The 13,588-nt window shown below is 71.7% G+C and carries 13 protein-coding genes; 8 read left to right on the top strand and 5 right to left on the bottom strand.

The features are described 5' to 3' along the window. Positions 1–55: 55 nt before the first annotated feature. The 5 genes from NRK68_RS09650 to NRK68_RS09630 all read left to right on the top strand — a co-directional run bounded on the left by NRK68_RS09650 (position 56) and on the right by NRK68_RS09630 (position 4,330). The gene (locus NRK68_RS09650; RefSeq protein WP_257857811.1) at positions 56–796 is read left to right on the top strand and encodes a lysophospholipid acyltransferase family protein; all 741 of its coding nucleotides are present in this window, start codon (positions 56–58) and stop codon (positions 794–796) included. Between the two features lie 40 nt (positions 797–836). Beyond that, positions 837–2,054, top strand: a complete 1,218-nt coding sequence (gene macS / locus NRK68_RS09645; protein ID WP_183065044.1) for a MacS family sensor histidine kinase — start codon at positions 837–839, stop codon at positions 2,052–2,054. 59 nt (positions 2,055–2,113) lie between these two features. Continuing rightward, positions 2,114–2,758, top strand: a complete 645-nt coding sequence (locus tag NRK68_RS09640; RefSeq protein ID WP_046775590.1) for a response regulator — start codon at positions 2,114–2,116, stop codon at positions 2,756–2,758. Positions 2,759–2,912: 154 nt separating this feature from the next. Then, positions 2,913–3,941, top strand: coding sequence for a 6-phosphofructokinase (locus NRK68_RS09635; RefSeq protein WP_183065571.1), 1,029 nt, complete (start codon positions 2,913–2,915; stop codon positions 3,939–3,941). 83 nt (positions 3,942–4,024) lie between these two features. After that, on the top strand, positions 4,025–4,330 hold the full coding sequence (locus NRK68_RS09630) for a hypothetical protein (protein ID WP_183065043.1): 306 nt from the start codon (positions 4,025–4,027) through the stop codon (positions 4,328–4,330). Here NRK68_RS09630 and NRK68_RS09625 read toward each other — a convergent pair. Continuing rightward, the gene (locus NRK68_RS09625) at positions 4,311–6,245 is read right to left on the bottom strand and encodes an anthranilate synthase family protein (protein ID WP_257855589.1); all 1,935 of its coding nucleotides are present in this window, start codon (positions 6,243–6,245) and stop codon (positions 4,311–4,313) included. The two genes, NRK68_RS09630 and NRK68_RS09625, sit on opposite strands and share 20 nt — an antisense overlap. 332 nt (positions 6,246–6,577) lie before the next feature. On the opposite strand from NRK68_RS09625, the gene NRK68_RS09620 reads away from it, so the two are divergent. Together NRK68_RS09620 and NRK68_RS09615 are read left to right on the top strand one after the other, a co-directional pair. After that, positions 6,578–7,939 (top strand): class II 3-deoxy-7-phosphoheptulonate synthase, encoded by a 1,362-nt coding sequence (locus NRK68_RS09620; RefSeq protein ID WP_183065041.1) that lies wholly within the window; start codon positions 6,578–6,580, stop codon positions 7,937–7,939. 173 nt (positions 7,940–8,112) lie between these two features. Then, positions 8,113–8,379 (top strand): (2Fe-2S)-binding protein, encoded by a 267-nt coding sequence (locus NRK68_RS09615; RefSeq protein ID WP_183065040.1) that lies wholly within the window; start codon positions 8,113–8,115, stop codon positions 8,377–8,379. 63 nt (positions 8,380–8,442) lie between these two features. Here NRK68_RS09615 and bfr read toward each other — a convergent pair whose 3' ends face one another. Then, entirely contained in the window at positions 8,443–8,919 is a 477-nt protein-coding gene (gene bfr / locus NRK68_RS09610; protein ID WP_030037303.1) for a bacterioferritin, read from the bottom strand. Between the two features lie 173 nt (positions 8,920–9,092). Here bfr and NRK68_RS09605 point away from each other — a divergent pair, with 173 nt between their 5' ends. Next, on the top strand, positions 9,093–9,725 hold the full coding sequence (locus NRK68_RS09605; protein ID WP_257855587.1) for a sulfite oxidase-like oxidoreductase: 633 nt from the start codon (positions 9,093–9,095) through the stop codon (positions 9,723–9,725). A 90-nt stretch (positions 9,726–9,815) separates the two neighbouring features. Here NRK68_RS09605 and NRK68_RS09600 read toward each other — a convergent pair whose 3' ends face one another. The 3 genes from NRK68_RS09600 to NRK68_RS09590 form a co-directional block, all read right to left on the bottom strand. Then, positions 9,816–10,676 (bottom strand): deoxyribonuclease IV, encoded by an 861-nt coding sequence (locus NRK68_RS09600; protein WP_257855586.1) that lies wholly within the window; start codon positions 10,674–10,676, stop codon positions 9,816–9,818. A 6-nt stretch (positions 10,677–10,682) separates the two neighbouring features. After that, entirely contained in the window at positions 10,683–12,596 is a 1,914-nt protein-coding gene (pknB, locus tag NRK68_RS09595; protein WP_257855585.1) for a Stk1 family PASTA domain-containing Ser/Thr kinase, read from the bottom strand. Positions 12,597–12,791: 195 nt separating this feature from the next. Continuing rightward, complete coding sequence (locus NRK68_RS09590) at positions 12,792–13,586, bottom strand: thiazole synthase (RefSeq protein WP_046775231.1); 795 nt, start codon at positions 13,584–13,586, stop codon at positions 12,792–12,794. Positions 13,587–13,588 lie beyond the last annotated feature (2 nt).

Below are 13,588 nucleotides of genomic sequence, written 5' to 3'. Positions count from 1 at the left end.
GGGATAAGGTCTGTTCGACAGACACAGGAAGGCTTTCGAGTTGATCTACGGCGCAATGAAGTTCTCCGTCGGCGGTTCCCTGAAACTCGCTTTCAGGCCGTGGGTGGAGGGCCTCGAGAACATTCCCGCGGAGGGGCCGGCGATCCTCGCGAGCAACCACCTGTCCTTCTCCGACTCCTTCTTCCTGCCGGCCGTGCTGGACCGGAAGGTGACCTTCATCGCGAAGGCGGAGTACTTCACCTCTCCCGGAGTCAAGGGCAAGCTGACCGCCGCGTTCTTCAAGGGCGTCGGCCAGCTCCCGGTGGACCGCTCCGGCGCCCGCGGCGCCGGCGAGGCCGCCATCAAGAGCGGCATCGAGGTCATCGAACGCGGTGAGCTGTTCGGTATCTACCCCGAGGGCACGCGTTCACCCGACGGCCGCCTCTACCGCGGCAAGCCCGGCGGCCTCGCCCGCGTGGCACTGGCCACCGGCGCACCCGTGATCCCCGTCGCGATGATCGACACGGAGAAGATCCAGCCGCCCGGCAAGGTCATCCCCAAGCTCATGCGCCCGGGCATCCGGATCGGCAAGCCGCTGGACTTCAGCCGCTACCACGGCATGGACAACGACCGCTTCATCCTCCGCTCGGTGACCGACGAGGTCATGTACGAGATCATGAAGCTCTCCGGCCAGGAGTACGTCGACATCTACGCCACGGCGGCCAAGCGCCAGATCGCCGATGCCGAGAAGGCCGCCAAGGACGCCGAGAAGGCAGCCAGGGCGGAGAAGTCCGACAGGGGCGACAAGGGCGAGTAGCGGCGCGGGCGGCGGGACCGCCCGTCAGGGGGTGGGGGAGATGGCGAAACGCGAACGCGTCGTACGCATGTCGGTCGAGCAGCCGCTCTGGCGCGCCCTGACCGCGTACCGGCTGCTGACCATGGCCTACGCGGTGCTGCTGTTCGCCTCGGCGTACAAGAAGTTCCCGCACCCCTGGCCGGCGGCCGGCTACCTCGCGGTGCTCGCCGTGTGGACCCTCGCCACCTGCCGCAGGGTGTCGAACGCCGCCAGCTGCACCAAGGGGTTCCTGGTGGCGGACCTCACCGTCGCGATCGTCGGGATCCTGCTCACGCCGATCGTCGACACCCAGGCGCGGATCGCCGGCGGCGGCCCCACCCTCCCCACCATCTGGACGGCGGGCGCGGTCCTCGGCTTCGCGATCAAGGGCGGCTGGCGCTGGGCCTGCTTCGCCTCCACCTTCGTGGCCATGGCCAACCTGGTGATCCACACCGGCCAGCCCACCCGGGACACCCTGCACAACGTCCTGCTGGTCTGGGTCGCCTCCGTGGCCATCGGCTACGTCGTCGAGGTCGCCCGGGCCAGTGAGAACACCCTCGCCCGCGCCCTGGAGATCGAGGCCGCCACCCGCGAGCGGGAGCGCCTCGCCCGGGACATCCACGACGGCGTCCTGCAGGTCCTCGCCATGGTCCAGCGCCGCGGCACCGAACTGGGCGGTGAGGCGGAGGAGCTCGGCAGGCTGGCGGGGGAGCAGGAGGTGGCGCTGCGCACGCTCGTCTCCAGCGGCCTGGTGCGGCCCTCCCGGATCTCGTGCGACGAGTCGCGCGGCGCGCTGGTGGACACCTACGAGGACGACGAGCCCGGCGCCGAGGACGGCGAGCTGGACCTGCGTACGCTCCTCGCCCCGCACGCCGGGTCCCGGGTCAGCTTCGCCGAGCCCGGCACCCCCGTACCGCTGCCCGTGCCCGCCGCGAAGGAGCTGGCGGCCGCCGTCGGCGCCGCCCTCGACAACGTGCGCAAGCACGCCGGGGACGGTGCCAGGGCCTGGATCCTCGTCGAGGACTGGGGCGACGAGGTGATCGTGACCGTCCGCGACGACGGCCCCGGCATCCCCGCCGGCCGCCTGGACCAGGCGGAGGGCGAGGGCCGGATGGGCGTGGCCCTGTCGATCCGCGGCCGGCTGCGCGACCTCGGCGGCAGCGCCGATCTGGTGTCCGTCCCCGGGCAGGGCACCGAAGTGGAACTGAAGGTACCCAGGGGCAGGACGGACAAGAAGTGAGCGAGCACACCGAAGTGAACGACCCGCAGCAGCCGCAGGACCGGAGCGAGCCGAGGGTGATGGTCGTCGACGACCACCCGATGTGGCGCGACGCGGTCGCCCGCGACCTCGCCGCCGCCGGCCTCGACGTGGTGGCCACCGCCGGCGACGGCCCCGAAGCGGTACGCCGGGCCCGCGCCGTCAACCCCGATGTCCTGGTCCTCGACCTCAACCTGCCCGGCATGCCCGGCGTACAGGTCTGCAAGGAGCTGGTCGGCGCCAACCCGGCGCTGCGGGTCCTGGTCCTGTCGGCCAGCGGTGAGCACGCGGACGTCCTGGAGGCGGTCAAGTCCGGCGCGACCGGATACCTGCTGAAGTCCGCGGGCGCCGAGGAACTGATCGACGCCGTCCGCCGCACCGCCGTCGGGGACCCGGTCTTCACCCCGGGCCTGGCCGGGCTGGTCCTCGGCGAGTACCGGCGGCTGGCCACCGACCCGGCGCCGACGGCCTCCGACGAGCCGAAGGCACCGCAGCTGACCGACCGCGAGACCGAGGTGCTGCGGCTGGTGGCCAAGGGGCTGTCGTACAAGCAGATCGCCGAACGGCTCGTCATCTCCCACCGCACCGTGCAGAACCACGTCCAGAACACCCTGGGCAAGCTGCAGTTGCACAACCGGGTGGAGCTCGTCCGGTACGCCATAGAGGCGGGCCTCGACGACGCCTGACCGCCGCTCACGCGGGCGTCGGTCGTCCTTACGTCCCCGTACGAGTGAACGGGCGTACGCAACGCCCCCGCGAATCCACCGGAATTGCCCCTTCAGATCCCTTGATGTGACCTGCGTCACCACTAGCGTGACCGTCATGGCGAAGGGAGATGCAATGAAGGTCGGAGTGCTGACCGGTGGCGGCGACTGCCCCGGGCTCAACGCGGTGATCAGGGCCGTCGTCCGCAAGGGCGAGCAGGAGTACGGCTGCGCGTTCGTCGGGTTCAAGGACGGTTGGCGGGGAGCGGTCGAGGGGCGCACGGTCCCCCTCGGCATCCCCGCCGTCCGCGGCATCCTGCCCCGCGGCGGCACCATCCTCGGCTCCTCGCGCACCAACCCGTTCAAGACCGAGAACGGGGTGCGCGACATCAAGGACAACCTGGCCAAGTACGAGGTGGACGCGCTCATCGCGATCGGCGGCGAGGACACCCTCGGGGTCGCCGCCCGCCTCCACGACGAATACGGCATCCCGTGCGTCGGCGTGCCGAAGACCATCGACAACGACCTGTCCGCGACGGACTACACCTTCGGCTTCGACACCGCCGTCGGTATCGCGACCGAGGCCATCGACCGCCTGCACACCACGGCCGAATCGCACATGAGGGTCCTCGTCGTCGAGGTCATGGGCCGGCACGCCGGCTGGATCGCCCTGCACTCGGGGCTGGCCGGCGGCGCCAACGTCATCCTCATCCCCGAGCAGCGCTTCGACGTGGACCAGGTGTGCGCCTGGGTGACCTCCCGGTTCAAGGCGAGCTACGCCCCGATCGTCGTCGTCGCCGAGGGCGCGATGCCCAAGGACGGCGACATGGTGCTGAAGGACGGCACCAAGGACTCCTTCGGGCACGTCCGCCTGTCCGGCGTGGGCGAATGGCTGGCCAAGGAGATCGAGGAACGGACCGGCAAGGAAGCCCGTACGACCGTCCTCGGGCACATCCAGCGCGGCGGCACCCCGAGCGCCTTCGACCGGTGGCTGGCGACCCGGTTCGGGCTGCACGCGATCGACGCCGTCCACGAAGGGGACTTCGGGAAGATGGTCGCGCTGAAGGGCACGGACATCGTCCGGGTGCCGATCGCGGACGCCACGGCGAAGCTGAAGACCGTCGACCCCGCCCTCTACCGGGAGGCCGGCGTCTTCTTCGGCTGAACACCGGCCGCGGCACCGCGAGTTCACCCGCACTTCACCGGACGGCCTTACGGGATGCGCGGGCGGCCGACTAGTTTCGGCCCGTGGACATTCCTTCCGCGGTCCGGTGGTTCCTGCTCGCCGTCGCCGCCGTGCAGCTCGTGTACGCGGTCAGGGCCCTGCGGCCCGCTCTCCGGGCGGTGTCGGGAGAGCGGGTGGACGCATGGCTGGCGTTCGCCGACCCCGCCGTCGGCGCGCCGGTGTCCGTGGCGCTGGCCGCCGACCACCTCACCGCCTTCCTCTGCGGGACGGCGGTGCTGGGCCCGATCCTGGCCTGGCAGCTGATCCGGTCGTTCGGCCGGGCCCGGGCATCGACCGGCAGGACACCTTCTAGGCCGGGGCCGGCCTAAGGACGGCGGTGAGGAGGTCGCGCAGCAGATCCGGGCCGCGCAGGGTGAGGACCGACTCCGGGTGGAACTGCACGCCCGCGAAGCCGCCGCCGGCCGAGCGGAGCGCGTGGACCTCCCCGGTCACCGGGTCGCGCGACACCTCCACGCCCGCCCGCGCCAGCCGGGCCGCGCCCGCGTCGTCGCAGTGCGCGGCGTAGGTGTTGTAGAAGCCGACCACCTCCTCGGCCCCGAACAGTGCGATCCGGGTCTGCGCGCCCTGCGCCGGCTCCGCCTTGCGGACCAGCGGCAGGCCCAGCTCGGCGGCGAGCAGCTCGTGCCCGAGGCACACCCCCAGCAGGCCGTGGCGGTGCCCGGCCAGCAGCTCCGCGGCCAGCCCGCGCAGCAGACGCATCTTCGGGTCGGCGGAGTCCGCCGGGTCGCCCGGGCCGGGACCCAGCACGATCGGCCCCTCCCAGGCCAGGGCCGCCTCCCGCAGCCCCGGCTCGTCGAAGCGCCGTACGGTCACCTCCGCCCCGGCCACCCGCAGCACGTGCGCCAGCATCGCCGTGAAGGTGTCCTCGCCGTCCACCACCAGCGCACGGCCCGTCGCAGCGGCCGGCCGCTCCTGCATCCGCAGCCAGAAGGGGGCCAGGCCGGCCCGCCGGGCGGCCAGGGCCGCCCGCACCCGGGGGTCGTCGGCCAACCGCGCGCCCCCGGCCGGCGGCCGCGGCGCCGCCGGCCGCACGCCGAGCGCCGCCAGCACCCCCGCCGCCTTCGCGTGCGTCTCGGCGACCTCGCCCGCCGGATCGGAGTGGCGTACCAGCGTGGCGCCCACCGGCACCCGCAGCCGTCCGTCCCGGGCGATGTCGGCCGTCCGGATCAGGATCGGGGAGTCGAGGGTCTGCGACCCCGCGGGGTCCAGGCCCAGCAGGGCCAGCGCGCCCGCGTAGTAGCCGCGCCCACCGCTCTCGTACCGCTCGATCACCCGGCAGGCGTTCTGCACCGGCGAGCCCGTCACCGTCGCCGCGAACATCGTCTCCCGCAGCACCTCCCGCACGTCCAGCGAGGAGCGTCCGCGCAGCTCGTACTCGGTGTGCGTGAGGTGGGACATCTCCTTCAGCCGCGGCCCGACGACGACCCCGCCCCGGTCCCCGACCGTGCACATCATCTTCAGTTCCTCGTCGACCACCATCGACAGCTCCTCGGTCTCCTTGCGGTCGCCGAGGAAGGCCAGGAGCGAGTCGGCGGTCGGCCCCGCGGCGGGATGGCGGTACGTCCCGCTGATCGGGTTCATCACGACCGTGCCCCCGGCCATCCGCACATGGACCTCGGGGCTGGCCCCGACCAGCGTGCGCTCGCCGGTGTGGACGACGTACGTCCAGTACGCGCCCCGCTCGCCCTCCAGCAGCCGCCGGAACAGGGCCAGCGCGTCCGCGCGGCCGAAACCGTCGATCCGGCCCCCGAACGTGCGCCGGATGACGAAGTTCGCGCCCTCGCCCCGGCCGATCTCGTCCCGGATCACCCGCTCCACCGTGTCCGCGTACTCCTCGTCACAGACGTCGAAACCACCGCCGTCGACCCGTACCGCGTGCTCCGGCAGCGCGGCCAGCGCCTCGGCGAGCGGGATCTCGTACACCTCCTCGGCGACCAGCGCGCTCAGCGGCGTGCCGTCGTCACGCACGTCGAACCCGCGCTCCCGGATCTGCCGGAAGGGCACGAGCGCGAGGGTGGGCAGCGGGCCGACGGGCAGGTCGGCGAGGCGCTCGGCCTCGTGGACCGGACCGAGGAGCACCTCGACGGTGTCGTGGTCGCGGCCGGGGGTCCGCCGGCGCAGCAGGGCGAACGGCGGGCAGGCGTCGTCGAGCAGCCGGCCCAGCGGGCCGGGTGCGCCGGGTGCGCCGGGTGCGTCGGGTCGGTTCGGTCGGCTGGTGACCATGGGCGGAGCGTCCTTCCGTCGGGGGAGGAGCGGCTCTCGCGGCCGGCGCGGAGGCCGGGAACGCGGAAGGCCGCCCCTCGGGGCGGCCTTCGCGTCGTGTGCGTGTCGTCAGGTACGCGCAGGAAGTGGGCCGCCGGGAGCGGGCCACCACCAGTACTGGTTCGTCTGCGCGTACATGCGGTGAACCATAGCCCAGTCCGGTGCCGCGGCGCCGGATCCCTCCCGCACCCCGGGCCGAACCAACGATTCCGTTCCGCCGGGCGTCCCTGGCCTTCGAGAAATCCGTCTCACGTTGTGGGCGGGGGGCCGGATGCCCCCCGTAACGCCGTAATGTGTACGAGGTGACCGTGAACGCTGAAAACCAAGCCCCCGCCGCCAAGGCGACCTGGCGAGACCTTCCCGCGGCGCAGCAGCCTTCGTACCCCGATGCCGAGGCTCTGCGCGCTGTCGTCGCGGACCTCGAGTCGTATCCTCCGCTCGTTTTCGCGGGTGAGTGCGACCAGCTGCGCGCCCGTCTGGGAGCCGTCGCCAAGGGCGAGGCGTTCCTGCTCCAGGGCGGCGACTGCGCCGAGGCCTTCGACGGTGTCTCCGCCGACCACATCCGAGCCAAGCTGAAGACGCTGCTCCAGATGAGCGCCGTCCTGACGTACGCGGCCTCCGTGCCGGTCGTCAAGGTCGGCCGCATCGCCGGCCAGTACTCCAAGCCGCGCTCCAAGGACACCGAGACCCGCGACGGCGTCACCCTGCCGACATACCGCGGTGACTCCGTCAACGGCTTCGCCTTCACCGAAGAGGCCCGCGTCCCGGACCCCGAGCGGCTGAAGCGCATGTACAACGCCTCCGCCTCCACGCTCAACCTGGTGCGCGCCTTCACCACCGGTGGTTACGCCGACCTGCGCCAGGTGCACGCCTGGAACCAGGACTTCGTGAAGTCCTCCCCGTCCGGTCAGCGCTACGAGCAGCTGGCCCGGGAGATCGACAACGCGCTGAACTTCATGAAGGCCTGTGGCACCGACCCGGCCGAGTTCAAGGCGGTCGAGTTCTACGCCTCCCACGAGGCGCTGCTGCTCGACTACGAGGGCGCGCTGACGCGTACCGACTCGCGCACCGGCAAGCTGTACGACACCTCCGGCCACATGGTGTGGATCGGTGAGCGCACCCGCCAGCTGGACCACGCGCACATCGAGTTCTGCGCGCAGATCGCCAACCCGATCGGCATCAAGCTCGGCCCCACCACCACGGTGGACGAGGCGCTGACGTACATCGACCGCCTGGACCCCGAGCGCGAGCCGGGCCGGCTGACCTTCGTCGTCCGCATGGGCGCCGACAAGGTCCGCGACAGGCTCCCCGAGCTGGTCGAGAAGGTCACCGCCTCCGGTGCGATCGTCGGCTGGGTCACCGACCCGATGCACGGCAACACCTTCGAGGCGGCCTCGGGCCACAAGACGCGCCGTTTCGACGATGTGCTCGACGAGGTCAAGGGCTTCTTCGAGGTCCACAAGGGTCTCGGCACCCACCCGGGCGGCATCCACGTCGAACTCACCGGTGACGACGTCACCGAGTGCGTGGGCGGCGGCGACGAGATCTTCGTCGACGACCTGCACCAGCGCTACGAGACGGCCTGCGACCCGCGGCTCAACCGCAGCCAGTCGCTGGACCTGGCCTTCCTGGTCGCGGAGCTCTACCGCGACTAGTCGGCGCGATCAGTAGGTGCGTTCCTACGACTGTGGGGCGCGGATCGATGTGATCCGCGCCCCACTGTCGTACCCGGGGCTTTTAGGCCACCCTAACTTTGGGTACGGTTAGGTAAGCCTCACCGAATAGGGGATGGCTCGCCGCACCACTCAGGACCACTCAGCGCCAGGAGGTGAACCGCGTGTACGTCTGCTCTTGCTTCGGGATCACCGACAAGCAGGTCAAGGAACACGCGGCTGCCGGGGCCTGCACGCCCCGCCAGATCGCCTCGGCCACCAAGGCCGGCACCGACTGCGGTTCCTGCGTGCGCACCATCCAGGGCATCCTCGGCCGCGGGGCCTGCCCGCGCAGGGAGCTGCTGGAGAAGGGCGACACGGTGTCCGTGCTCGCGGCGGACCCGGAGCCGGCACGCTCGCCCGAGCTGGCGGAAGTGGCGTAGAAGCGGGGCCCGGCCCACAGGCTGTCGGCGGACCGCAGGCGGCCCGCGGCGGCTCGCCGGAGGTCAGCTCGGCTGCTCGATGAGCTGCGCGATGTAGAGCGCCTCGCCCAGGGACTCGATGAGCTCCAGCTGGGTGTCGAGGTAGTCGATGTGGTGCTCCTCGTCCTCCAGGATCTCCTCGAAGAGCCGGGCCGAGGTGATGTCGCCCTTCCCTCGCATGACCTCGATACCCCGCTTCAGCCGGTCGATGGCCTCGACCTCGACCTGGCGGTCCGCCTGGAACATCTCGGTGATCGTCTGCCCGACGCGCACGTGGAAGAGACGCTGGTAGTTCGGCAGACCGTCGAGCATCAGGATCCGCTCGGTGATCTTGTCCGCGTGCTTCATCTCGTCGATGGACTCTTCACGCGTGTACTTGGCGAGCTTGGTCCAGCCCTTGTTGTCCTGGATGCGGTAGTGCAGCCAGTACTGGTTGATGGCCGTCAGCTCGCCGGTCAGCTGCTCGTTCAGAAACTCAAGGACCTCGGGGTCGCCCTGCATCGCAGAGGCTCCTTCCAGGCAATGTCAGCTATGTGACGGGGCAGTTGCGCGCATCCTTGCACCGCCACTGGGGACCGTCCAGTAAGTGCCTCCTTAGTGGGAGTTGCCGTGACTTGCCCGAATCGGCCCGGAGCTGGTCATGACCACCCTGCCCAGTCTGTCACCATGGAGTCATGGGTCAGCCGGAAAGCCGGGAATCTCCGGGAGCAGAGCAGCTGGAGCTTCCACCGGGGCAGAGGCTGCAGAAGGGCTGGCCCGTCACCCACTACGGTCCCGTACCCAAGTTCAAGCCGGACCGCTGGGAGTTCCGCGTCTTCGGCGCGACCGCCGACGGCGACAAGCACTGCTGGAACCACGAGGAGTTCACGGCCCTGCCGTTCTCCACCGTCGTGGCGGACCTGCACTGCGTCACGAAGTTCAGCATGCAGGGCGCCGAATGGGGCGGTGTGCTCGCCCGCGAAGTCCTCGCCCTGGCACCCCCCGCGCCGCAGGTCACACACGTGATGGTGTGGGCCGAGTACGGCTTCAGCTCCAACCTGCGGCTGGCCGACTTCGCCTCCGACCGGACCGTTTTCGCCACCCACCAGGGCGGCGAACTGCTCACCGCCGAGCACGGTTTCCCGGTCCGGCTCGTGGTCCCGCACCTGTACGCCTGGAAGGGCCCCAAGTGGGTCCGCGGCATCGAGTACATGACCGCCGACCGCCGCGGCTTCTGGGAGGAGCGCGGCTACCACAACATCGGCGACCCCTGGCGCGAGCAGCGCTACTCGTACCAGGAGGAGCCGGGGGAGGGCCCCGAGCTCTAGGGGGTGTCCGGCGGATCAGGGTCGGAGTACGCGGCGAGAGTCACCCGGACGGATGTACGCGGACCGGTGCCGACGGCTGGGGCCGCCGTATCACTGCGGGCCGCGCAGCTCCTTCAGCAGCGCCACGTCCGCCGCATGACCTTCCTTGCCGCCGGGCGTCTCGATGACCAGCGGAACGCCGTCCATCGCCGGATGCGTGAACAGCTCGGCGAAGGCGTCCCGGCCGATGTGGCCCTGCCCGACGTTCGCGTGCCGGTCCTTGTGCGCGCCCACGCCCTCCTTGGAGTCGTTCGCGTGGACCAGCTTCAGCCGGCCCTCGCCCACGGTGTCCACCAGCAGGTCCAGCGTCAGCTTCGTCCCGCCCGGCTCCGCCAGATCGTGACCGGCCGCGAAGATGTGGCACGTGTCCAGGCAGATCCCCAGCTTCGGATGGTGGTCCAGCGCATCGAAGTACGGGCCGAAGTCCTCGGCGAGCGAGCACAGCGAGGAGCCCTGCCCGGCGGTCGACTCCAGCAGCAGGAACGGGTCGTCGTCATGCGTCAGCTCGTCCAGCAGCGGCAGCATGTACTCGCTGATCTGCGCGTACGCCGCCTCCCGCGGGCGCCCGCCGGTCGCCGAGCCGGTGTGGACGACCACCCCGAGCGCACCGATCCGCCGCGCCCGGCGCAGCGAGTGGCGCAGCGACTCCACCGACCTCTCCACGGTGGCGGCGGTGTGCGAGCCGAAGTTGATCAGGTACGGCGCGTGCACGTACGCCGGGATGTCCTCCCGCGCGCACTCCTCCCGGAACCGCTCGTCCTGCGCCGGATTGCCGGCCGGGGTGGCCCAGCCGCGCGGATTGGCGACGAAGACCTGGACGACCTCGGCGCCCATCTCCCGGGCGTACGTCAGCCCGACCGAGGCCAGACCGCCCGCGACGGGGACGTGCCCGCCCACCGGATTGCGTACCACGTGCGCTTACAGCCCCTTGATCCGGATGGTGATCGTCAGACCCTCGGCGGCGGTCTGCCCGCCCAGCACCGACTGCGCGTCCACGGTCCTGCTGAAGGAGATCAGCGGGCGGTCCACCTTCACCTTGAAGCCCGCGGCCTCCAGGGTCTTGCGGGCGGTGTCCACGTCCTGGCCGACCACGTTCGGGACGGGGAGCTGGCGCGGGCCCTTCGACACGGTCAGCGTGACCGTGTCCCCGGCCGCCGCCTGGGTGCCGGCGCCGATCGACTGGTTGGCGACCGTACCGGGGTCGGAGGGCGCGTTCACCTGCTCGGGGGCCGTCGCCACCTTGAGGCCCAGCCCCTCCAGGGTGGCCTTCGCCTGCTCGAAGGGCAGACCCGTCACCCCCGGCACCGGCACCGGCCGGCCCTTGCTGACGACGAACGCGACCGCCGTGTCGGGGGCCCGCTTCTCGCCGCCCGCCGGATTGGTGCTGATCACCGAGCCCTGGGCGACGTCCTGGCTGAAGGCCTGCGTGACGATCCCGGGGGCCAGCCCGGTCCTGGCCAGCTCCTCCTTGGCCTCTTCCAGGGGCCTGCCCTTGAGGTTCGGCACGGACACGACCTCGGGGCCGCGGGAGATCGTGATCGTCACCGCGCCGTTGCCGCGGATCCGCCGGCCGCCCGCGGGATCGGTGTTCATCACCGTCCCGCGCTCGAAGGCGTCGCTGAACTTGCGGTCGACCCCCTTCACGCCGAGCCCGGCCTCGGACAGCTGGGCCCGGGCCTGCTCCTCGGTCTTGCCGAGCAGGTTGGGGACCTTGGTGAACTGGCCGGAGTTGATGTACCAGACGCCCGTACCGATGCCCAGCGCCAGCAGCACGCCGACGACGATCAGCAGCACGCCGCGGCGCGGCCGCCCGGCGGGGGCCGCGCGGCGCACGGGCGGGGCGGGCGGGTCCAGCGGGGGCGTCTCGAACCGGGAGGTGAGGTTCACGGGCTCCGCGGTCACCGGGCGCGGGATGACGCCGGTGCGGTCCTCGGCGGACGACCGCTCCACCGCGTAGGCCTGCGGCGGTACGGCGTCCAGCTCGTCGGCGGTGAGTCCGGCGCGGGCCTCACGGGTGAGGCCGAGCAGGGCGGCCGCGTCGTAGGGGCGCAGTTCGGGGTTGCGGGCGGTGGCGGACGCCACGAGCCCGTCCAGACCGGCCGGCAGTCCGGGGACCGCGGCGGACGGCGGCGGGACGTCCTCGTGGAGGTGCTGGTAGAGCACCTGTGCGGGGGAGTCGCCGAGGTGGGGCTTGGAGCCGGTGAGCATCTCGTACAGGACGACACCGCAGGCGTAGACGTCCGCGCGGGTGTCGGCGATCCCGCTCTCGATCTGCTCGGGGGCCAGGTAGGAGACGGTGCCGAGGACCGAACCGGTGGTGTTGGTGACCGAGTCGACGGACCGGACCAGGCCGAAGTCGGCGACCTTGACCCGTCCGTCGTCGCCGATCAGGACGTTCTCGGGCTTCATGTCGCGGTGCACGAAGCCGGCCCGGTGGGCGGCGCCGAGGGCGGCGAGGACGGGTTCGAGGATGTCGAGGGCCGCCCGGGGCTGGAGCGCACCGCGTTCGCGCAGCACGTCGCGCAGGGTGCAGCCGGAGACGTACTCCATCGCCAGGTAGACGTACGGCCCGTCCGTGCCCTGGTCGAACACGGCGACCACGTTGGGGTGCGCGAGGCGCGCCACGGACTTCGCCTCGCGGATGAACCGGTCGACGAAGGCGGCGTCGGAGGCGAGCGCCGGATGCATCACCTTCAGGGCGAGGATCCGGTCCAGGCGGGTGTCGACGGCCCGGTAGACCGTGGCCATGCCGCCGGCCGCGATGCGGGCATCGATGCGGTAGCGGTCGTCGAGCACGCGCCCGACGAGCGGGTCTTCCAGGGTCGTATCCACCCGCCGATTCTACGAGCCGACGCCGGGACCCCGGCGGGGGCGGGTCGCCTTGCAGCGCAGCTGTGACGTGGGGAGGGGGCGGGGCGGGCTCCCAGCCTGTAGTGGACCGGGCGGCCCGAAGGCCTGTGACCAGCACCCTCGGGGCCGGAAGGCGCGCCCCGCCGCGGGCCGCCGGGGCCTTCGCGGGCCGCCGGCTCAGAACGCCGGGCGTTCCGGGTCCAGGGCGGCCCGGCCCTCCGTGGGGGAAGAGGCCTCGGCGAAGCGGCGCTGGGGGATGCGGCCCGCGCGGAAGGCCAGCCGGCCCGCCGAGACGGCGTCCCGCATGGCGGACGCCATCAGGACCGGCTCCTGCGCCCGGGTCACGGCCGAGGCCAGCATCACGGCCGCGCAGCCCAGTTCCATGGCCAGCGCGGCGTCGGAGGCGGTGCCCGCTCCGGCGTCCAGGATCACCGGGACCCCCGCCCGCTCCGTGATGAGCTCGAAGTTGTGCGGGTTGCGGATGCCCATCCCGGATCCGATGGGGGAGCCGAGCGGCATGATCGCCGCGCAGCCCACGTCCTCCAGCTTGCGCGCGAGCACGGGGTCGTCGCTGGTGTACGGCAGGACGGTGAAGCCCTCGTCCACCAGGACCTCGGCGGCGTCCAGCAGTTCGACGCCGTCGGGCAGGAGGGTCCGCTCGTCCGCGACCACCTCCAGCTTGATCCAGTCGGTGCCGAGGGCCTCCCGCGCCAGCCGGGCCGTGAGGACGGCCTCGCCCGCGGTGAAGCAGCCCGCGGTGTTCGGCAGGACCGAGATGCCGAGCCCGGTCAGGACGGAGAGGACGGAGCCCTGCACCGTCGGGTCCAGGCGGCGCATGGCCACGGTGGTCAGTTCGGTGCCGGACGCGACCAGCGCGCGTTCCAGCACGTCCAGGCTCGGGGCGCCGCCCGTGCCCATGATCAGGCGGGAGGAGAAGGTCCGGTCGCCCAGGGTGAAGAGGTCGTCGGCCATGC

This window comes from Streptomyces yangpuensis (assembly GCF_024666385.1).
GTDB classification, from domain to species: Bacteria; Actinomycetota; Actinomycetes; order Streptomycetales; family Streptomycetaceae; genus Streptomyces; species Streptomyces yangpuensis.
The sequence above is the reverse complement of the archived record's forward strand: the minus strand, read 5'-3'. Positions and strand labels throughout refer to the sequence as shown.

Excerpts from the sequence above, each read along its gene's own strand:
- NRK68_RS09650 (WP_257857811.1), top strand. The coding sequence starts at position 56 with ATGAAGTTCTCCGTCGGCGGTTCCCTGAAACTCGCTTTCAGGCCGTGG.
- macS (WP_183065044.1), top strand. The coding sequence starts at position 837 with ATGGCGAAACGCGAACGCGTCGTACGCATGTCGGTCGAGCAGCCGCTC.
- NRK68_RS09640 (WP_046775590.1), top strand. The coding sequence starts at position 2,114 with ATGGTCGTCGACGACCACCCGATGTGGCGCGACGCGGTCGCCCGCGAC.
- NRK68_RS09635 (WP_183065571.1), top strand. The coding sequence starts at position 2,913 with ATGAAGGTCGGAGTGCTGACCGGTGGCGGCGACTGCCCCGGGCTCAAC.
- NRK68_RS09625 (WP_257855589.1), bottom strand. The coding sequence starts at position 6,245 with ATGGTCACCAGCCGACCGAACCGACCCGACGCACCCGGCGCACCCGGC.
- bfr (WP_030037303.1), bottom strand. The coding sequence starts at position 8,919 with ATGCAGGGCGACCCCGAGGTCCTTGAGTTTCTGAACGAGCAGCTGACC.
- NRK68_RS09605 (WP_257855587.1), top strand. The coding sequence starts at position 9,093 with ATGGGTCAGCCGGAAAGCCGGGAATCTCCGGGAGCAGAGCAGCTGGAG.
- NRK68_RS09590 (WP_046775231.1), bottom strand. The coding sequence starts at position 13,586 with ATGGCCGACGACCTCTTCACCCTGGGCGACCGGACCTTCTCCTCCCGC.